Source organism: Vibrio sp. 10N.286.52.F8 (assembly GCF_041468745.1).
In the GTDB taxonomy this organism is placed as follows: domain Bacteria; phylum Pseudomonadota; class Gammaproteobacteria; order Enterobacterales; family Vibrionaceae; genus Vibrio; species Vibrio crassostreae_C.
In genome coordinates, this window is sequence record NZ_JBFRJF010000048.1 from 30,907 (window position 1) to 51,440 (window position 20,534).

General features: G+C 45.6%; 19 protein-coding genes and 1 other RNA gene. 13 read left to right on the top strand and 7 right to left on the bottom strand.

Features of this window, described 5'->3' with window-relative positions; translation table 11 throughout:
* Positions 1 to 152 precede the first annotated feature (152 nt).
* Together parE and parC are read left to right on the top strand one after the other, a co-directional pair.
* The gene (gene parE, locus AB4133_RS20315) at positions 153 to 2,033 is read left to right on the top strand and encodes a DNA topoisomerase IV subunit B (protein ID WP_017061428.1); all 1,881 of its coding nucleotides are present in this window, start codon (positions 153 to 155) and stop codon (positions 2,031 to 2,033) included.
* Positions 2,034 to 2,036: 3 nt separating this feature from the next.
* Complete coding sequence (parC, locus tag AB4133_RS20320) at positions 2,037 to 4,295, top strand: DNA topoisomerase IV subunit A (RefSeq protein WP_017067236.1); 2,259 nt, start codon at positions 2,037 to 2,039, stop codon at positions 4,293 to 4,295.
* 102 nt (positions 4,296 to 4,397) lie between these two features.
* Here the strand turns inward: parC and degS are convergent, their stop codons facing one another.
* From degS to zapG, 3 genes are all read right to left on the bottom strand, one after another.
* Positions 4,398 to 5,462 carry an outer membrane-stress sensor serine endopeptidase DegS gene (degS, locus tag AB4133_RS20325; protein ID WP_017061430.1) on the bottom strand — a complete coding sequence of 355 codons (1,065 nt, stop codon included), beginning with the start codon at positions 5,460 to 5,462 and terminating at the stop codon, positions 4,398 to 4,400.
* A 158-nt stretch (positions 5,463 to 5,620) separates the two neighbouring features.
* Positions 5,621 to 6,976 carry a Do family serine endopeptidase gene (locus AB4133_RS20330; protein WP_372225592.1) on the bottom strand — a complete coding sequence of 452 codons (1,356 nt, stop codon included), beginning with the start codon at positions 6,974 to 6,976 and terminating at the stop codon, positions 5,621 to 5,623.
* 126 nt (positions 6,977 to 7,102) lie between these two features.
* A complete protein-coding gene (zapG, locus tag AB4133_RS20335; RefSeq protein ID WP_017061432.1) occupies positions 7,103 to 7,558 on the bottom strand; it encodes a Z-ring associated protein ZapG in 456 nt (151 codons plus the stop codon).
* Between the two features lie 219 nt (positions 7,559 to 7,777).
* Between zapG and zapE the strand changes: the two genes are divergently transcribed.
* The 8 genes from zapE to sspB all read left to right on the top strand — a co-directional run bounded on the left by zapE (position 7,778) and on the right by sspB (position 14,117).
* A complete protein-coding gene (zapE, locus tag AB4133_RS20340; protein ID WP_017061433.1) occupies positions 7,778 to 8,881 on the top strand; it encodes a cell division protein ZapE in 1,104 nt (367 codons plus the stop codon).
* A 247-nt stretch (positions 8,882 to 9,128) separates the two neighbouring features.
* Entirely contained in the window at positions 9,129 to 9,557 is a 429-nt protein-coding gene (rplM, locus tag AB4133_RS20345) for a 50S ribosomal protein L13 (protein ID WP_010434689.1), read from the top strand.
* A 13-nt stretch (positions 9,558 to 9,570) separates the two neighbouring features.
* Complete coding sequence (gene rpsI / locus AB4133_RS20350; RefSeq protein ID WP_004740758.1) at positions 9,571 to 9,963, top strand: 30S ribosomal protein S9; 393 nt, start codon at positions 9,571 to 9,573, stop codon at positions 9,961 to 9,963.
* Between the two features lie 330 nt (positions 9,964 to 10,293).
* Positions 10,294 to 10,884, top strand: coding sequence for a ubiquinol-cytochrome c reductase iron-sulfur subunit (gene petA, locus AB4133_RS20355; RefSeq protein ID WP_017061434.1), 591 nt, complete (start codon positions 10,294 to 10,296; stop codon positions 10,882 to 10,884).
* A complete protein-coding gene (locus AB4133_RS20360; protein ID WP_017061435.1) occupies positions 10,884 to 12,149 on the top strand; it encodes a cytochrome bc complex cytochrome b subunit in 1,266 nt (421 codons plus the stop codon). The genes petA and AB4133_RS20360 overlap by 1 nt, the downstream gene beginning before the upstream one ends.
* Complete coding sequence (locus AB4133_RS20365) at positions 12,146 to 12,883, top strand: cytochrome c1 (RefSeq protein WP_017061436.1); 738 nt, start codon at positions 12,146 to 12,148, stop codon at positions 12,881 to 12,883. Before AB4133_RS20360 ends, AB4133_RS20365 begins: the two co-directional genes overlap by 4 nt.
* A gap of 97 nt (positions 12,884 to 12,980) precedes the next feature.
* Entirely contained in the window at positions 12,981 to 13,616 is a 636-nt protein-coding gene (gene sspA / locus AB4133_RS20370) for a stringent starvation protein SspA (protein ID WP_009848943.1), read from the top strand.
* A gap of 6 nt (positions 13,617 to 13,622) precedes the next feature.
* The gene (sspB, locus tag AB4133_RS20375; protein ID WP_017072808.1) at positions 13,623 to 14,117 is read left to right on the top strand and encodes a ClpXP protease specificity-enhancing factor; all 495 of its coding nucleotides are present in this window, start codon (positions 13,623 to 13,625) and stop codon (positions 14,115 to 14,117) included.
* 254 nt (positions 14,118 to 14,371) lie between these two features.
* Here the strand turns inward: sspB and AB4133_RS20380 are convergent, their stop codons facing one another.
* Genes AB4133_RS20380 through AB4133_RS20395 form a run of 4 tightly spaced genes read right to left on the bottom strand, consistent with a single transcriptional unit; the run spans position 14,372 to position 17,789 of the window.
* Positions 14,372 to 14,977, bottom strand: coding sequence for a BON domain-containing protein (locus AB4133_RS20380; protein ID WP_017062905.1), 606 nt, complete (start codon positions 14,975 to 14,977; stop codon positions 14,372 to 14,374).
* Between the two features lie 16 nt (positions 14,978 to 14,993).
* Positions 14,994 to 15,584: a phosphoheptose isomerase gene (locus tag AB4133_RS20385; protein ID WP_004729817.1), complete on the bottom strand. Its 591-nt coding sequence runs from the start codon at positions 15,582 to 15,584 to the stop codon at positions 14,994 to 14,996.
* A gap of 2 nt (positions 15,585 to 15,586) precedes the next feature.
* On the bottom strand, positions 15,587 to 15,985 hold the full coding sequence (locus AB4133_RS20390) for a YraN family protein (protein ID WP_017059277.1): 399 nt from the start codon (positions 15,983 to 15,985) through the stop codon (positions 15,587 to 15,589).
* Positions 15,972 to 17,789 (bottom strand): penicillin-binding protein activator, encoded by a 1,818-nt coding sequence (locus AB4133_RS20395; RefSeq protein WP_017069550.1) that lies wholly within the window; start codon positions 17,787 to 17,789, stop codon positions 15,972 to 15,974. The genes AB4133_RS20390 and AB4133_RS20395 overlap by 14 nt, the downstream gene beginning before the upstream one ends.
* Before the next feature lie 61 nt (positions 17,790 to 17,850).
* Here AB4133_RS20395 and rsmI point away from each other — a divergent pair, with 61 nt between their 5' ends.
* The 3 genes from rsmI (at position 17,851) to rsmH (ending at position 20,531) form a co-directional block, all read left to right on the top strand.
* Positions 17,851 to 18,717: a 16S rRNA (cytidine(1402)-2'-O)-methyltransferase gene (gene rsmI / locus AB4133_RS20400; protein WP_017062903.1), complete on the top strand. Its 867-nt coding sequence runs from the start codon at positions 17,851 to 17,853 to the stop codon at positions 18,715 to 18,717.
* 195 nt (positions 18,718 to 18,912) lie between these two features.
* Positions 18,913 to 19,352, top strand: an RNA gene (rnpB, locus tag AB4133_RS20405) — RNase P RNA component class A.
* A 228-nt stretch (positions 19,353 to 19,580) separates the two neighbouring features.
* Complete coding sequence (gene rsmH, locus AB4133_RS20410) at positions 19,581 to 20,531, top strand: 16S rRNA (cytosine(1402)-N(4))-methyltransferase RsmH (protein ID WP_008223680.1); 951 nt, start codon at positions 19,581 to 19,583, stop codon at positions 20,529 to 20,531.
* The last annotated feature ends 3 nt before the right edge of the window (positions 20,532 to 20,534 follow it).

Sequence of the window (20,534 nt, forward strand, 5' to 3'; positions counted from 1 at the left end):
TTGAACTAGCTTGACATCATTACTCAGCTTCCAGACTATATTCCCCAATACTTCGCTCGTTCGCTCTACTATGACGGTTCATAGTAATGATTCTGCTTTAGTGAAACTGGAGCCAGCGAACTGACGCAAACTTTTTGAGTAAACTCCGTATTATGACTGAACAATATAATGCAAAAGACCTCGAGGTACTTGAAGGTCTCGACCCTGTGCGACACCGCCCGGGAATGTATACCGAGACAGAAAGACCTAACCACCTTGCCCAAGAAGTCATTGATAACTCGGTCGATGAAGCACTAGCGGGACACGCTAAGAAGATCAAAGTGGTACTTCATGCAGACCAATCGTTAGAAGTTACCGATGACGGCCGTGGTATGCCTGTCGATATCCACCCTGAAAAAGGGATCTCAGGTGTTGAGCTGATTTTAACTAAGCTCCACTCTGGCGGTAAATTCTCGAATAACAACTATAAGTTCTCTGGTGGTCTGCACGGTGTAGGTATCTCGGTTGTAAACGCGCTGTCAAAACGTGTTGAAGTGACCGTACGCCGAGAAGGTCAGGTTCACGAGATCGCACTTGAAGGCGGTCATGCAGTAACAGAGCTTACTGTGACGGGCACTTGTGGTCATCGTAACAGTGGTACATCAGTACATTTCTGGCCTGATCCTAAGTACTTCGATAGCCCTAAATTCTCGACACTTCGTCTGATTAACAACCTACGTGCAAAAGCAGTGCTTTGCCCAGGTTTAGAAATTACCTTTATCGACAAAGTCGGTGGTGAAGAGCATAAATGGTTCTATGAAGATGGTCTAAAAGACTACCTTGCCGAAGGCGTGAAAGGTTACACCTTGCTGCCTGAAGAACCGTATGTTGGCGAATTCGTTGCTGAAACAGAAATGGCAAACTGGGCGATCATCTGGCAGCCAGAAGGCGGCGACATGATCACCGAAAGTTACGTGAACTTAGTACCGACTAAACAAGGTGGTACACACGTAAACGGTCTTCGCCAAGGTCTTCTTGATGCAATGCGTGAGTTCTGTGAATTCCGTAATTTGCTGCCGCGTGGCGTTAAGCTAACGGGCGACGATATCTTCGATCGCTGTTCGTACGTACTGTCGGTGAAGATGCAAGATCCGCAGTTTGCTGGTCAAACAAAAGAGCGCTTGTCTTCACGTCAAACTGCTGCGTTTGTGTCTGGTGTGGTAAAAGATGCGTTTAGCCTGTGGTTGAACGAAAAGCCACAACTGGCAGAACAGCTAGCAGAAGCTTGTATTGCGAATGCCCACCGCCGTATGCGCGCAAGCAAAAAGGTTGTGCGTAAGAAAATCGCTTCAGGCCCAGCACTGCCGGGTAAGCTAACTGACTGTTCAGTTCAAGACTTAAGCCGTACCGAAATCTTCTTCGTGGAAGGGGACTCGGCGGGTGGTTCTGCTAAACAAGCACGTGATCGTGAGTTCCAAGCAGTTATGCCACTTCGCGGTAAGATCCTAAATACATGGGAAGTGTCAGCAGACCAAGTATTGGCTTCGCAAGAAGTGCACGACATCTCGGTGGCTCTGGGTATTGACCCTGACAACGATGATTTATCAGGTTTACGTTACGGTAAGATCTGTATCCTTGCCGATGCGGACTCGGATGGTCTTCATATCGCGACACTGTTATGTGCACTATTTACTCGCCACTTCCATGCATTGGTTGAAGCGGGTCATATCTATGTGGCAATGCCTCCTCTGTATCGTATCGATTGCGGTAAAGAAGTGTTCTACGCACTCGATGACGCAGAGAAAGACGGTGTGCTTGAGCGACTATCGCAGAAGAAAGCCAAGATCAACGTGCAACGATTCAAAGGTCTGGGTGAAATGAACCCACTTCAGTTGCGTGAAACCACCATGGATCCAAACACTCGTCGCCTTGTGCAGTTAACGATTGATGACAGCGAAGCAACCAACGAGATGATGGACATGCTGCTTGGTAAGAAACGTGCAGATGATCGCCGTACATGGCTACAGACTAACGGTGATATGGCCGAGGTATAATGGATGTCTAACGAAATTACATATGATGGCGTTGAACAGCTGCCAATGCGCAAGTTCACCGAAGATGCCTACTTAAATTACTCAATGTACGTGATCATGGATCGTGCATTGCCGTATATCGGTGATGGCTTGAAGCCAGTACAGCGTCGTATTATCTACGCGATGTCTGAGCTAGGCTTATCGGCTGCATCGAAATACAAAAAATCAGCACGTACCGTTGGTGACGTATTAGGTAAGTATCACCCACATGGTGACTCTGCTTGTTACGAAGCGATGGTATTGATGGCGCAGCCTTTCTCTTACCGCTACCCATTGGTAGATGGTCAAGGTAACTGGGGTGCTCCTGATGATCCGAAATCGTTCGCTGCGATGCGTTATACCGAAGCCAAATTATCTAAGTTTGCTGAGGTTCTTCTAGGTGAACTAGGTCAAGGCACTGTTGACTGGCAACCAAACTTTGATGGCACCATGAAAGAGCCTCAAATGTTGCCTGCTCGCCTACCTCACATCCTACTTAACGGTATTACAGGTATCGCGGTAGGTATGGCGACCGATATTCCACCACACAACGTGCGTGAAGTCGCTAATGCAGCCATTCACCTAATTGATACGCCTAAGTCTGAGCTTTCAGACGTGATGGGTTTCATTCAAGGTCCAGATTACCCGACTGAAGCTGAGATTATCTCCCCGAAATCGGACATCGAAAAGATCTACCGTACTGGACGTGGCAGCATCAAGATGCGCGCGGTTTGGCACAAGGAAGGCTCTGATATTGTTATCACGGCTTTACCTCATCAAGTGTCAGGTGCGAAGTTACTTGAGCAAATCGCTAACCAGATGCGCGCTAAGAAGCTGCCAATGGTTGACGACTTGCGAGATGAATCGGATCACGAGAACCCAACGCGTATCGTTGTCGTTCCTCGTTCGAATCGTATCGACTGTGACCAATTGATGAGTCACCTGTTCGCGTCGACGGATCTAGAGAAAAACTTCCGCGTTAACTTGAACATGATTGGTTTAGATAATCGTCCTCAAGTTAAAGGCTTAGTTCAAATCCTGAAAGAGTGGATCGAGTTCCGTCGCACAACGGTTCGCCGTCGTTTGCAGTACCGTTTAGATAAAGTACTGGCACGCTTGCACATCTTAGAAGGTTTGCTTGCTGCTTATCTTAATATCGATGAAGTGATTGAGATCATTCGTACAGAAGACGAACCATGTCCTGTCCTAATGAGCCGTTTCAACATTTCTGAAATTCAAGCCAATGCGATTCTTGATATTAAACTTCGTAACTTAGCTAAGTTAGAAGAGTTTAAAATCCGAGCGGAACAAGAAGAGCTTGAAGCTGAACGTGAGAAGCTTGAAAAGCTACTCGGTTCAGAGCGTCGCTTGAATACGCTGATCAAGAAAGAAATCCAAGCAGATGCGGATAAATACGGCGATGATCGTCGTTCACCTCTGATTGAGCGCGCTGAAGCGAAAGCGCTAACAGAGCGCGACTTAGTACCAAGCGAACCAATCACGGTTGTGTTGTCTGAGAAAGGTTGGATTCGTCATGCCAAGGGGCATGAAGTTGACGCTGAAGGTTTGAACTACAAATCGGGTGATAAATTCTTAGCGAGTGCTAAGGGTAAGAGTAACCAACAAGCGGTGTTCCTCGGCAGTGATGGTCGAAGCTACTCCCTTGAGTCACATTCATTACCGTCGGCGCGAAGCCAAGGTGAGCCAATTACAGGCCGCTTGAACGTCAGCCCAGGTACTTCTATTCGCCAAGTGGTGATGGGAGAGAATGAACAATTATGGTTAGTCGGTTCTGATGCAGGTTATGGTTTTGTTTGTAAGGGTAGCGATCTGCTGTCCAAGAACAAGAGCGGTAAAGCCTTGGTTAACTTGCCACAAGCTTCTGAAGTGATGATGCCAAGCCCTATTGCTGACTTGGACAGTAATCAGATTCTGGCGATTACTAACCAAGGTCGTATGTTGTTGTTCCCGATTAAAGATCTCCCTCAGCTGAGCAAAGGTAAAGGCAACAAGATCATCAACATCCCTTCTGCGAAAGCAAAAGAGCGTGAAGAGTTTGTCTCACATCTTATGGCTATCCCAGAGAATGCGACGCTGACTATCTACGCCGGTAAACGTAAGCTTGGTTTGAAACCTGCGGATCTTGAAAACTTCCGTGGTGAACGTGGTCGTCGTGGTGGTCTACTGCCTAGAGGACTACAGCGAGTGACTCGCATCGATATCGAAGAGCAAAGTGAATCGTAGAGATACTTGAAACAATCTTTAGATAAAAGAAAACCCAGCCTATGAGCTGGGTTTTTTGTACTTGTGTATTAGCAGCTTGAATCATTGCTTACAGAGTTTGCTCTACAGGCGAGTATCTTCGGCGATGGTCACCTTTAAGGTTTTGCTTTCACCTTGGCGCAATATACCCACATCGATAACTGTACCAGGTCGCAGGTCGGTAACGATGTCCATTACACTCTGGCGACCATTTACTTGGTTATCGTTGATACTGACAATAATGTCTTGAGCTTCAAAACCCGCATCGGCAGCCGGACCATTAGGGTCTATCCCCAACACAACGATCCCGCCGATATTCTTAGTACCCAACATGCGTGAGGTGACTGAGTTGATGTCTTGTCCATCGATACCAATATAGCCACGAATCACACGACCATCGGCGATGATCTTTTCCATGATTTTATTAGCAAGCGGATAGGGGATAGCGAATGAGATCCCATAGGTTTCCATGTCGGTAGCTTGCTGGAAAGAGGCGGTATTGATACCGACTAGCTCACCTTGTGAGTTCACCAGTGCGCCACCTGAGTTACCTTCATTGATTGCCGCATCGGTCTGGATAAAGGCTTGATGGCCATCGGCACTGATCGAAGAACGGCCGGTTGCAGAGATGATACCAAAGGTTGTTGTTTGACCTAGGTTGTATGGGTTACCGATAGCCAGTACAACATCACCGACATTGGCTTTGTAATTAGGATTGAGTGGGATCACCGGTAGATTATCACCGCTGACTCTAAGTATCGCGATATCGGTGCGTTTGTCTGAACCGACAAGTTGCGCAGCTGCTACTCGGCCATCTTGAAGTGCCACAACTATTTGGTCTGCTTGAGCCACCACATGGAAGTTGGTAATGATGTAGCCTTTCTCGCTAACAATCACCCCAGAGCCCAAACCTTGTGTGAGCAGTTTGTTTCGATCGCTTTCAGCGTATTTACGGCTATAAATGTTAACCACTGCAGGCGCCGCGCGGCGAACTGCTTGGTTAAATGAAATCTGAAGAGAGCCAATATTATCGACTTTAGGGCTAGTGACGTCAGCGACAATCGCTGGTCTTAAGCTCGGGAAGGCGAGAAGAATAAGCGCCGCTGAAACGAGTCCAAGGGAAATAGAACGAAATAGAAAGGACAGCATGTTTCCCTCTTCAACAAGTAAGGTGTGAAGCCTCCATCAATGGATGACTGATTTGATTACAAGTGAAGCATAGCATTTTGATTGATCTAAAGAAAAGGGAGACTGAGTAAGTTTAAAGCAAACTTACTGAGCCTCCCTGTAATTGCGCTGACGTAAGACTATCGAATCACAAGATAGATAGTTCGGTCGCCTCGCTGGATATTAAGCGCCAGTACACCAGGTTGTTTTTCAAGAATCTCTCTAAACTCAGCAAGGTTCTTAACGGGCTGGCGGTTTACTCCGATGATGATGTCATCTTTCAGGAGTTGATAGGCTTCGGCTGGTGAACCTTGAGCAACATTCGATACCTTGACGCCCGCTGCAGAGTCACTCTCTGTTGTGTTGGTTAACTCAGCACCAGCTAGTCCTTCATGGAGCTTCTCAGCTTGTGTTTTATTATTGGTGGATTCACCAAGCGTCACATCAAAGGTTTTGCTCTTACCGTCACGAACCACACCCAGTTCAATCTGCTTACCAGCGCCGAGTGTTGCGACCTTAGCTCTTAACTCGCTGAAGGTATCAATGCGTTTGCCATTAATAGAGACAATAATATCGCCCGCTTTCAGTCCTGCTTTATCGGCTGCGCTGTCAGGGACGATTTGGCTAACAAAGGCGCCCTTGCTTGATTCATAACCGAGTGCTTCTGCCAATTCAGAGGTCACTTCTCCGCCTTGAACGCCAAGCATGCCGCGTTTTACTTCACCGAAGTCGAGAATTTGTTCTGTCAGGTTTGTCATCATATTAGAAGGGATTGCAAAGCCGATACCGACATTACCTCCGTTAGGGCCAAGAATGGCGGTGTTGATACCAATTAGCTCACCGTTAAGGTTCACTAGCGCACCACCAGAGTTGCCGCTGTTGATTGCTGCATCGGTTTGAATGAAGTTTTCAAAGTTTTCTAGATTCAGGCCGCTACGGCCGAGTGCAGAAACAATACCGGATGTCACGGTTTGCCCAAGTCCGAATGGGTTACCGATCGCGACACTAAAATCACCAACTCTTAGTTTGTCTGAGTCTGCGACTTTTATCTGGGTCAGGTTTTTGGCTTCTTCTAATTTTAGCAGTGCGATATCAGACATCTGGTCGCCGCCGATTAGCTCAGCATCGTACTCTCGACCATCATGCAGTTTTACTTTGATATCGTCCGCACCATTAATGACATGGTAATTGGTCACGATATGACCTTTCTCGGCGTCAATGATGACACCAGAGCCTAATCCGCGGAAGGGACGCTCTCGTGTTTGTTCTGGACCAAAAAAGAATTGAAATTGTTCAGGGATTTGCTGACGTTGTACCTGTTTGCCTTCTACGGCAATACTAACCACAGCGGGGGTCACTTGTTCAAGCATAGGAGCAAGGCTCGGTAATTGTTCATTACCCACACTTAATGGCAGTGCGGCTGTTGCTTTAATGGGGGTGATGATTGAACTTAAGCTTAAAGTTAGCACTGATAAAGCAAGCAAAGGTTTTTTCATCATAAACTCCTCTCTAGTTAAGGTCTTAACCCTCTTATACGTTTAATAAGTATGATAAGTTTCAAATGACCTGAGTGAAAGTTATGACTCAAAAACCTTTGTAAAGTTCACAGAAGTGTTAAATGTTTACGATGCTTTTGCTGTAACAACATCGGGAGCATTCATGATTTCTTTCTTCTGCTCTGTAAATAAACCGGTTGCGCCATTAGCGTAATCTTTCGGTTGTTCCTCAAGTGTCGCCTCTTTTACTGAAGGCTTCTCTTGTGGCTTGTCCGAATGGGCAGCGGCTGTTTTCACAAACGGGTTATCTTGCTCTGGCAGGTTAGGAATCAGCTCTGAGCTTGTTTTTTCCATGTGTTGGTACAGTTTTGTGTAGTCTTTACCTAATGTGTCCAACATTTCTGCTGATTTCGCAAAGTGATCAGCCAGCTCTTGTCGCTGCTGCTCAAGGGCAAACTTTGCGCTATCCAATTCTTTCTGTACGTTCTTTTGTTTTTTGTATTCAGGTGTCATGAGACGAGAAATAGCGACCCCTAAAATAACTCCGACTAGTAAACCGGCAACGGCATACATCCAAGGCATAACAGCTCCTTATTATTGTTTTTTAACATGTTTGTTACTGCTTAGTTACACGTGATACGGCTCCATGGTACTATGAGAAAGCCGCAGTATAAAGAGAAATGCGTGTGCGCTAGTTAGCAGTTTGATGCTGCATTATTCACCACATCACGTTATTCCTCGTACTGTTTGGGCTCATTTTTAGTTGTTGTCTGATATTGCTTTCATTGTGGAAATGTCGTCATGAATCCCATTAAAAAATACGAACAAGATATAAAAGAACATGGATTTCAAAGAGATCCAGCACAAGAGCAAGCCGTAAAATCTTTAGATGAACTCTTTCATCAATTTCAAGATTACATGAATACGCCCATTCCTCAACTGACTCGCTTCCAGAAATTACTAGGCAAAAAGCCAGAACTGCCACAACCACCGAAAGGTCTCTATTTTTGGGGTGGCGTAGGGCGAGGAAAAACGTACCTAATGGATACGTTCTATGATGCCTTACCGACCACTAAAAAAATGCGTGTTCACTTTCACCGCTTTATGTATCGAGTTCATGATGAGCTAAAGGCGCTAGGTAATGTGAGTGATCCATTGCCTTTAGTCGCAGACAAGTTGAAGGAAGAAGCGGACATTATCTGTTTCGACGAATTCTTTGTTTCAGACATCACCGATGCGATGATCCTAGGAACCTTGTTCCAAGAGTTATTCGCTCGAAACGCTATCTTGGTTGCGACCTCTAATATTCCACCTGCGGATCTGTATCGCAACGGGTTACAGCGAGCGCGTTTCTTACCTGCCATCAAGCTCATTCAAGACAACTGTCATATCCTTAATGTCGATAGTGGTATTGACTATCGTCTACGTACCTTAGAACAGGCTGAGATTTACCATTACCCGCTAGATAGCCAAGCGAATATTAATCTCGAAAAGTATTACGCTCAGCTCGTTGGTGAAGATAAAGAGAAGCTTAAGCAGATAGAGGTTAACCACCGTCAATTAGATGTAGTCGAAGCGAGTGATGGCGTACTGCATGGTACCTTTGCTCAGCTTTGTCAGTCGGCTCGTAGCCAGAACGACTATATTGAGTTGTCTCGGGTTTATCACACAGTTCTATTGGCGGATGTATTGCAAATGGGCGCGACTTCAGATGACGCTGCGAGGCGCTTCATTGCATTAGTTGATGAGTTCTACGAGCGCAATGTGAAGCTGATTATTTCAGCGGAAGTGGAGCTAGAAAAGCTATACACCCATGGTCAGCTAGAGTTTGAATTTAAACGTTGTCAGTCGCGTTTAATTGAAATGCAGAGCCATGAATATTTGGCAAAAGAACACTTAAGTTAGCTTTGATTATCTCGAATAAGAAATAGAATTAAAAAAATCGTGATTTTGTTCAAAAAGAGGTGATTTTTTCTTCGCTCTTCTCTATAATCCTGCGACCTACCGTTACTGCGGGCCTCTAGCGATGAGTAAAATCACGTTATGCCAAGAGTTTTCCAACACTCGAAGGGGTGATGAATGGTAACTCTTAGACAGTGGGAATACGCGAGTATTCCTTAAGTGTAAATTTTTTAAATAGGTAATTATTAGCATGAAAACTTTCGTTGCTAAACCAGAAACTGTAAAACGCGACTGGTATGTTGTAGACGCTGAAGGCAAAACTCTTGGCCGTCTAGCAAGTGAAATCGCTTCTCGCCTACGCGGCAAGCACAAAGCAGAATACACTCCTCACGTAGACACTGGTGATTACATCATCGTTGTTAACGCTGAGAAAGTTGCTGTAACTGGTAACAAAGCTAAGGGTAAGGTTTACTACCGTCACTCAGAGTTCCCAGGTGGTCTTAAAACTATCACTTTTGAAAAGCTAATTGCTAAGAAACCAGAAATGGTTCTAGAACTAGCAGTTAAAGGTATGCTTCCACGTGGTCCTCTAGGCCGCGCGATGTACCGTAAGCTTAAAGTGTACGCTGGTACTGAGCACAACCATGTTGCTCAACAGCCACAAGTACTAGACATCTAAGGGGATTATGAAAATGGCAGAGAATCAATACTACGGCACTGGTCGTCGCAAAAGCTCAGCAGCTCGTGTTTTCATCAAACCAGGCTCTGGTGAGATCGTAATCAACAAGCGTAGCCTTGATGTTTACTTCGGTCGTCCAACTTCTCGTATGGTTGTTAAGCAACCTCTTGAGCTAGTTGAACTAACTGAGAAACTTGACCTTTACATCACTGTTTCTGGTGGTGGTATTTCTGGTCAAGCTGGCGCAATCCGCCACGGTATCACTCGCGCTCTTATGGAGTACGATGAAACTCTACGTCCTGCTCTACGTGCAGCTGGCTACGTTACTCGTGACGCTCGTTGCGTTGAACGTAAGAAAGTTGGTCTACGTAAAGCACGTCGTAAACCTCAATTCTCTAAGCGTTAATTTTTCTTTACGAAAAAGTACACGCCCCCAGTTTTACGACTGGAATTGTGGTTCAAAGCTCGGCTATATGCCGGGCTTTTTGTTTTTATACCCCCTCTAAACGCTTTCCCTTCCTCGTTTTATTTCCAAATTCTTATATTTTGAAAGCTTTTGTAACCCAATGTGCGCTTTGCCTCATGATTGTTACAAAAAGGTAGCTTTATCTTGTCAAAAAGTAGGGTTTTATTTATCATTTGCCGTCAATAAATAGAACTAAATACATATTTTGTTAGCCATGCTCTTTAATCGGAATTATTTCAATCCACAAGGAGCAAATGGGAGAATGTTTGGATGAGCAACGCGCCTTTAAATAACGGTCGCAGGCGTTTCTTAACCGCAACAACAGCCGTTGTTGGTGGTTTAGGAGCAGCTGCTGTAGCCGTGCCTTTTATTAAATCATGGAATCCGAGTGCCAAGGCGAAAGCTGCGGGCGCGCCGGTGGAAGTGGAAGTCAGTAAGTTAGAACCGGGACAAATGGTTCGTGTCGAGTGGCAAGGTAAACCTGTATGGGTTGTACGCCGTGCTGAGTCGGTACTAGAAAACCTAAAATCGATCGGTGGTCAACTTCGTGACCCTCAATCTGAAGCTGAACAACAACCAGAATACGCACAGAACGAGTTCCGTTCAATTAAGCCGGAATTCTTCGTTGCTGTTGGTTTCTGTACGCACTTAGGTTGTTCTCCAACTTACCTGCCGGATTCTTTTGCAGAACAAGTTCAGGGTGTTAAGTCTGGTTTCTTCTGTCCTTGTCATGGTTCAAAGTTTGATATGGCAGGTCGAGTATTCCAAGGCGTACCAGCTCCATTGAATCTTGTTGTACCAAAGCATATGTATTTGAGTGACACTAAGATCATGATCGGTGTGGACGAGGGAGACGCGTAATGCAAGGATTGCTTGATTGGGTAGAGAAACGTCTACCCGCGATGAATGCGTATAAAAAGCATTTATCTGAATACCCAATGCCTAAGAACTTTAACTTTTGGTACCTTTTCGGTTCTTTGGCAATGTTGGTATTGGTTAACCAAATCCTTACGGGTATTTGGCTAACAATGAACTACGTACCGTCAGGTGAGGGTGCATTTGCTTCTGTTGAATACATCATGCGTGATGTGGAATACGGTTGGCTACTACGTTACATGCACTCAACAGGTGCTTCGGCATTCTTCGTTGTTATCTACCTGCACATGTTCCGTGGCCTAATCTATGGTTCTTACCAAAAGCCTCGTGAGCTACTTTGGATCTTCGGTATGTTGATCTTCTTAGTGCTTATGGCTGAGGCTTTCATGGGTTACCTACTACCATGGGGTCAAATGTCTTACTGGGGTGCTCAGGTAATCATTTCTCTGTTTGGTGCGATCCCTGTTATCGGTGATGACCTAACGCTTTGGATCCGTGGTGACTACATCATCTCTGGTGCAACGCTGAACCGTTTCTTCGCACTGCACGTTATCGCTCTACCAATTGTACTTCTGCTGCTTATCGTACTTCACGTACTAGCACTGCACGAAGTGGGTTCGAACAACCCAGACGGTATTGAGACGAAACTTCCTAAAGGCACAATGGGCGACGACTACAAAACGCAGTTCCCATTCCACAAGGATTACACTAAGAAATACGACATCATTGACTCTATTCCTTTCCACCCATACGGGACCGTGAAAGATATGGTTGGTGTGGCCGGTTTCCTATTCTTCTTCTGTTATGTGCTGTTCTTTAACCCAGAGATGGGTGGATTCTTCCTTGAGCCGCCAAACTTTGAAGCTGCTAACCCACTGAAAACACCAGAGCACATCGCTCCGGTATGGTACTTCACGCCGTTTTACGCAATTCTGCGTGCTGTTCCTGATAAGTTGCTAGGTGTTGTAGCAATGGGCGCATCTATTGTTGTGCTATTCCTACTACCATGGTTCGACCGTTGTAAAGTGCGTTCTTACCGTTACCGTAGCAAACTGCATTTGATTAACATCATCCAATTCACAATAAGCTTTATTGCGCTTGGTGTACTTGGTGCGCTTCCAGCAACGCCAACATACACGCTACTGGCTCAAATCTTTAGCTTAGGTTACTTCATGTTCTTCGTTCTACTGTGGTTCTACAGTAAAAATGAAGCGACGAAACCATTACCAGAAAGGGTGACATTCAAATGAAAAAGTGGATTGTAATTTTATTTGCTATGTTGCCGTCACTGGTGATGGCAGCGGGTGCAAACGTACCATTAGACAAAGCGAACAATGATTTAACAGACAAAGCTTCATTGCAAAATGGCGCTAAGATGTTCATGAACTACTGTTTCGCTTGTCACTCAACGCAGTACCAGCGCTATGAACGTGTTGCGAATGATTTAGAGATCCCCGTTGATCTTATGAAGGAAAATCTGATTTTCGACCCTGAAGCGAAAATCGGTGACTTGATGGTTAATGCTATGCCTTCTGATCAAGCGGCAAGTTGGTTTGGTGCTCCGCCACCAGACCTAACATTGGTTGCTCGTGTTCGTGGCGCAGACTGGCTGTACACTTACCTTCGTACTTTCTATGAAGATCCGTCTCGTCCATTTGGCGTGAACAACATTGTTTTCCCAAGCGTTGGTATGCCGCACGTTCTTGAAGAACTGCAAGGTATCCCAACACCAATCTACGATACTCATATGGTAGATGGCGAGGAAGTGACGGTTGTTGTTGGCACTGAGACTGACGGCTCTGGCGAATTAAGTGCTGGTGAATACGACGAAGCAGTTCGTGACCTTGTTAACTTTTTGGTTTACTCGGGCGACCCAGTTCAACTTGAGCGTCACGCTATGGGTTGGTGGGTAATGGCCTTCTTAGTAATCTTCACTATCATCGTGATTTTGCTGAAGAAAGAGTATTGGCGTGATGTGCACTAATTGTGCTATAATACCGTGCTAATTCCCAAATTATGTTAATGTTCAATGGAGGCTTTAGGCCTCCATTGTTTTTATTTAAAGTGTACTGGAGGGCTCCATGGCTGTAGCTGCCAATAAACGTTCTGTAATGACTCTTTTCTCAAGTGCTTCTGATATGTATAGCCATCAGGTGCGCATCGTTCTTGCTGAAAAAGGCGTAAGTGTTGAAGTTGAGTTGGTTGATGAAAAAAATCTACCAGCAGAGCTTGTTGAACTGAACCCGTACAAATCAGTACCTACTCTTGTTGATCGTGAGCTTGCTCTATATGACTCGAAGATCATCATGGAATACCTAGATGAGCGTTTCCCTCACCCACCGTTGATGCCTGTATACCCGGTTGCTCGTGGTAACAGCCGTCTAATGATGTACCGCATTGAGCGTAACTGGTATTCAGTTGCAGAGAAGATCGTTAAAGGCAACGCTGAAGAATCTGAAGCAGCTCGCGTTAAACTGCGCAACGACCTACTGACTCTTGCTCCTATCTTCGCTGAGTATGAATACTTCATGAGCGAAGAGTTTAGCCTAATTGATTGTTACCTAGCTCCGCTATTATGGCGTTTACCTGAGCTTGGTATCGAACTAATTGGTCCTGGTTCTAAAGAGCTTAAGATTTACATGAACCGCGTATTCGAACGTGATTCATTCCTAGCTTCTCTAACTGAAGCTGAGCGTGAGATGCGACTCGTTCGCTAAGCGTTTATGGATATTTCTAATATGACTCCACGCCGACCATACATGCTTCGTGCATTTTATGAATGGCTGGTTGATAACGAACTAACTCCGCACCTTGTTGTTGAAGCAACATTACCGGGTGTGCGAGTTCCAGAAGAGTTTGTTCAAGATGGTCAGATCATTCTGAACATCGCGCCTCGTGCGGTTGGACAACTTGAACTGGGTAACGAAGCTGTGACGTTTAGTGCTCGCTTTAGTGGTCGTCCACACTCTGTGATCGTTCCGCTTTACGCAGTACAAGCGATTTATGCTCGTGAAAATGGTGCTGGTACCATGTTTGAACCTGAAGAGGCTTACATGGAAGCGTTTGAAGAAGGGATTGAAGAAAGTCCTTTTGAAGAACCAGAAAAAGGCCCATCTTTGAGCGTAGCAACGGCAGACGTAGATGCTGAAGAGCCAGACTCAGATCCTGAGCCACCTCGTCCAGCTAAAGGTCGCCCAAGCCTTCGTGTTATCAAATAACGTTAGTTATACCAATCACAGTAAGTAAGTGATCAGAAATAGCGCAGGAAAAAAGCTTGAGAGCAAGGCGGAATTTTTTGATAAGTAGTTATTCTACAATCAAAAATTCTAACGCAGTTATCGAAATTTTTAACAAGCTAGAATGATAGATTATTTACTACGATTGGTATTAGATAACGAACCAAATAAAAAAGCAGCGACTCGTCGCTGCTTTTTCTTTTCTGCTATATCGCATTTAGTTGACTGGCTTACGGCTAGTTAACAGCCGTCTCTTCTTCACCGTATTCAAACGCTCGAATAACCTGTTTTACGCCAGATATGTTACGCGCAACTTCTGTCGCGATATCGGCATGCTCTCTAGTCACGAGTCCAAGTAGGAATACTTCTGAATCCTCAGTAATCACTTTTACTTTGATGCCGTTAAGCTCAGCATTCGCAAGCAGAGCTGATTTCACCTTAGTGGTAATCCAGCTGTCTTTACTGATAGCACTTACAGACAAAGGTTCTTTCACTCGAACTTGATTGTGGATGCTCTCAACGCCAGCCACTTCTTTGGCTTGGTTTTCAAAAGCGCGACGTTCTGAATCTGTGGTTGCTTGCCCCATCAACACCACTGAACCTCGGTATGAGCTTGCGGTGACACGTACATTGCCACGGAATGGTTGTTTATTGGTAATCGCTGCAACTTCAAATTCGATGTTGTTGTCGTTCCAAATCTCTTTGGTTGTTCGCGTATCTGTGACTAGGTTTGCAGTAGTTGCAGCACCAGCAATGAAAATGCCAGCACAACCAGACAGAGACAGTGTAAGTAGCGAAACATTAATCAGCTTAAACAGCCTCATAGAGGTTAATGATTTCATTGTGATGCTCCGTATATCACTCTTCGTGGGCAGGGAAGAGTACTTGATCGATTAGGTCACATAGGCAGTGCAGTGTCACCATGTGTACTTCATGAATGCGCGCTGTACGGTGTGACGGGATACGAATCTCTACATCGTGTTCACCAAGCAAACCTGCCATCTCACCACCATCTTTACCGGTAAAGGCGATAATTGTCATGTCGCGAGTTACCGCCGCTTCCATTGCCTTGATGATGTTCTTGCTGTTACCACTAGTCGAGATAGCCAACAGGATATCGCCAGTTTGACCAAACGCACGTACCTGCTTAGAGAAGATCTCTTCATAGTGGTAGTCGTTAGCCACAGCCGTTAGCGTGGTGTTATCTGCTGTGAGTGCCATCGCTGGAAGGCTAGGGCGCTCTGTTTCAAATCGGTTGAGTAGGCACGATACAAATTGCTGAGCATTCGACGCCGAACCACCATTACCACAACAAAGAATTTTGTTTCCGTTAAGCAAGGTCGCAACCATTGCTTGAGCGGCATGCGTGATTGCGTCTGGCAGTGCTTCTGCAGCCGCAATTTGGATCTGAATACTTTCTGTAAAACTTTCTTTAATGCTGTCTAGCATGTTTATCCTTGGGTAATCGCGTTTTGAATCCAGTCGATAGTGTCATTCGGCCCTTCAATGGCAACAATATCAAACCTGAAATCTGTAGAGTGCACCGACAAGCCTTGCTGCATAAGCCAAACATTGGCTGTTTTGAGCAGTTTCTGTGACTTCTTGGCAGTCACCATTTCAGCGGCATGTCCGTAGCGTGTTTGCTTGCGGTATTTTACCTCAGCAAACACAACCGTATTGTTATGGCGCATTATAAGATCAATCTCGCCACATTTTGCTATGAAGTTTTCTTCTATTAACGATAAACCGTGGTTAATCAGATAAGATTTTGCCACGGCCTCGTATTTATCACCCACTTGTTTGTGGGTGATGGTTGGTTTGGATAGGAACTTTCGGCTAAAAAGCCCCATGCTCTGCCCAGCTGATTTCACGTTGAACCACACAGTTGTTATCGATGGTTAGCACACCCGTCTCACCTGGAATGCTGTAACCCTGTACGGCTTTCATCTGTGGCAGTGCATCCATTAGGTAGTATGCATCCATTCCCAGTGCTTGCAGACGCTTTTGGCCGTTTGAGTGTGCAGGCCATAGGTCGTTGAGCTCTTTATTAAGCTCGTTTTTGTTCTCAACCAATAGTGGGATGTCGCTGTAGAACACGCCGGTTAGGTCTTCATACTGCTTATCACCGCTGTTGCTGCGTGAGTTTGAGAAAAGAGCGGGTTGGCTCGCATCTGGGTTAATTGCAACTTCAATGAAGGGTTTGATTAGCGTTAGCTCTGAGTTCTTAGCCACAATGTAGACAGAATCGATATCACGACGGCTGCGTGGCTCTGTTTCTAGGTCTAGGTTCAGTAACCCATCCATTTGAGCGATACGTTGTTGGCTCTCTTGCAAGCCGAATACCTGATTCACATTACGTTGCAGTTGGCGTTTGTCAGAGAACAAGCTGATAGCAACATCGTTGCTGCTGTATTTTTTCCACTCTTCTTTAAACGCTTGCTCAACTCGCTCACCTAAACGTCCTCTTGGCGCAAGGATAAGCGGGTACTTGTAGCCTTGAGCAAATAGGTGCTTCGCTGCCTGAGCGACTTCTTGCTCTGGCGATAGAGCGAGATAACAAATGTTAGTATCTGGTTCTAGTTGCGTTGGAATGTTCAGAGCTAAAGCTGGAATCGAGTTCTCGTGGTTTTTCTGCGCTTGCTGAAGTTTAGTTATGTTGCTCTTAATCAGCGGGCCAACGATGAAATCAACGTTGTTCTCTTCCAGTGTTGCTTTAATCTCAGCGGCACTTTGCACGTTGGTATCCATTACCGTCAGCGTTGCATCTTCTTCGCGCTCTTTGTCATTCATCATCGCAAAGATGAAACCGTCACGCACAAGTTGTGCTTGCTTGCCGTACTTACCGGTTAGAGGCAGTAATAGTGCAGTGCTGGTTGGCTTGCTGATCTCTAGTGCCAAGACGTCAGTGATCGCCTGAGGTGTGTATGTCGCTGCTGGGTGCTGAGGATTCTCTGCTAGCCAATCCGACAAGGTTTCCTGCAGGTTTGGAAGGTTTGAGTTCAGCGTCTTCATGTAAATCGCCAGCTGTAACCAACCTGCGAGAACGTCTTCTGTAGGCGACGTCTTAAGCTCCAGAATCTCATATTGAGAGTAGCTATTTAGGTTCTGCCAAATACGGTCAGCAGCTTGTTGTTGGAGCTCGTCGTCAGCGTCTAGATATTCTGAATAAAGAACTAACTCACGGCTTGCTTCAAAATACTCGCTTTGCATTTCAGAAATGTTCGCGCGTAGCTCGTGATAATCTTTCCACTGCTCGTTCGGAAGTTTCCACCAAGGCTGGAAGTTCAGTTGGCTATAAGCTTGTTCAGGCTGCGAGTTATTCACCAACAGTTGAGCGCGAGCTAATTGCCATTCCGCTTGTTGCGTTTCGCTCAGCTCTTGTTTTGCTAAGCGTTTAATAAGCAGAGTTGCTTGATCGGTTTTTCCAGCTTGCACAGAAGCCTTAAGCGCCATGATTAACCAGTCGTTTTGTAGACTTCCTTTGCTACTATCCGCTTGCATCATGTAACTTTCAGTTGATTGCGCTGGATCTAGTGTAATATCAACGCTCGTTGGTGCTTGAGGACCTGAAGAACAAGCCGCCAATGTAATTGCTAATGCAATTGGAGTTAGTAAGCGTGGTACACTGAGTCTCTTATGGTTCATCGTTGCCATGAGTTCTTTAAATTCCGTATAAATTTGTATCTATATTAATCGTTGAAGTGATGGTAAACAAATGACAGATAACAAAACCTTGCTCACAGAGAGCCCAACTCTCTACATTGTGCCAACCCCAATCGGAAATTTGGGAGATATCACTCAAAGAGCAATTGAAATTTTATCAAGTGTCGATGTTATTGCAGCCGAAGACACACGCCACACGGGTAAGCTGCTTGCTCACTTCAATATATCAACCAGAACGTTCGCTTTACATGATCATAATGAACAAACTAAAGCGCAAGTTCTAGTCGAAAGGTTATTAGAAGGTCAGTCTATCGCATTAGTCTCTGATGCGGGTACACCTTTAATCAGTGACCCAGGTTACCATCTTGTCTCACAATGTCGTCAAGCGGGTGTGAGAGTTGTGCCACTTCCTGGTGCTTGTGCAGTGATTACGGCATTGAGTGCGTCTGGTTTACCGTCTGATCGTTTCAGCTTTGAAGGCTTTTTGCCGCCAAAGAGCAAAGGTCGTAAAGATAAGTTCCTAGAGATCGCGAAAGCAGAGCGCACGTGTATCTTCTACGAATCACCACATCGAATCTCAGATTCTCTACAAGATATGCTTGAGATCTTAGGCCCAGACCGTGAAGTTGTCTTGGCACGTGAGCTGACTAAGACATTCGAAACAATTCAAGGATTGCCACTGGGTGAGTTGATTGAGTGGATTGAAGAAGATTCGAACCGTAAGCGCGGTGAGATGGTGTTACTGATTCATGGTCATCGTGAAGAAGCGAGCACAGAACTGCCAGACGAAGCGACTCGTACTCTGGGTATCCTAACTAAAGAGTTACCTCTTAAAAAAGCGGCGGCAATGACAGCTGAAATCTACAACCTGAAAAAGAACGCGCTGTACAAGTGGGGCCTTGAGCACCTAGATGGTTAACGCTGAATAGATAAATAGCTGCTCAGTGTATAAGTCGCTAGAGTGCTATTTTAAAGCTTGTGAGGAATGAAGGTCGTCCCTTCATTCCTCTTTTTTTGTCTGGATTGTGTGAAATTCATGCGTTTACTTAGCGGTTTGCAGCATATTTGTGATCTCGCTAGACACTGCACTCTAATCTCTATACAATCCGCCCTCGGAGTTGAACGGGTAATCGCTGCTTTGCTGATGTCCTTCGGGAGACTGACGTTGAGGTCCTTCGGGAAACTGACGTTGAAGTCCTTCGGGAGACTGGCAGAGGGGAGGAACGTCCGGGCTCCATAGAGCAGGGTGCCAGATAACGTCTGGGGGGCGCGAGCCCACGACAAGTGCAGCAGAGAGAAGACCGCCGATGGCCTCATTTCTTCGGAAGAGGCACAGGTAAGGCTGAAAGGGTGCGGTAAGAGCGCACCGTGCGACTGGCAACAGTTCGTAGCAAGGTAAACTCCACCCGGAGCAAGATCAAATAGGCCCTCGCATTGCGCTGCTCGCGTATGGGGGCGGGTAGATTGCTTGAGCCTGTGAGCGATTGCAGGCCTAGACGAATGGTTACCGCCGCGCAAGCGGAACAGAACCCGGCGTATGTGTCAACTCCACCTATATAAAGAACCCATCATTACTTAACCGTAGTGATGGGTTTTTTGCTTTATATTGACGTAAATTATTTAGATTTCCTTAAAATCTTTCACCCTGATATAAGCTTGGGTCAAAAATTCCAAATGCCTATACACAATATAGTGGAGATACAGCGTGAAATCAGTACACTAAAACGTTAATAGAACAAATTATTGCCGAACTAATGGCTCAATCCACTCACTGAGAAGACTATGACAGAAGCATTCAAACATATTTCAGTATTGCTTAACGAATCTATTGACGGACTTGCGATCAAACCTGACGGTACCTACATCGATGGTACTTTTGGCCGTGGTGGGCACAGCCGTACAATCCTGTCTAAACTGGGCGAGAATGGAAGACTCTTTAGTATCGACCGCGATCCACAAGCAATTGCTGAAGCTCAGAAGATTGATGACCCCCGTTTTACGATTATTCACGGCCCATTCTCAGGTATGGCTGAATATGCAGAGCGTTATGACTTAGTGGGTAAAGTGGATGGTGTTTTACTGGATTTAGGTGTTTCTTCACCACAACTTGATGACGCTGAACGTGGCTTCAGTTTCATGAAAGATGGCCCACTAGATATGCGTATGGACCCAACTTCGGGTATCCCTGTATCTCAGTGGCTACTAGAAGCGGATCTTGATGACATCACTTGGGTGATTCGTGAGTTTGGTGAAGACAAGCACGCCCGTCGTATCGCAAAAGGCATCATTGCTTATCAAGAAAACGAAGAGAATGAGCCATTAACTCGTACTGGTCAGTTGGCTAAGCTTATCTCTGATGTCGCACCAAAAAGTTTCAAAGAGAAAAAGCACCCAGCAACACGTGCTTTCCAAGCATTCCGTATCTACATTAACAGTGAACTGGAAGAGATCGATACGGCACTAAAAGGCGCAGCAAGCATTCTTGCTCCAGAAGGTCGCCTGTCTGTTATCAGCTTCCACTCACTTGAAGACCGCATGGTGAAGCGCTTTATTCGTAAAGAGAGCCAAGGCCCACAAGTGCCTCACGGTCTCCCTTTAACTGAAGAGCAGATCAAAGCACTAGGCAGTGCTGATCTTAAGCCGGTAGGCAAAGCGATAAAACCATCGAAAGGCGAAGTGGATGAGAACACTCGTTCACGTAGCTCAGTATTACGAATCGCAGAAAAGCTATAGTCA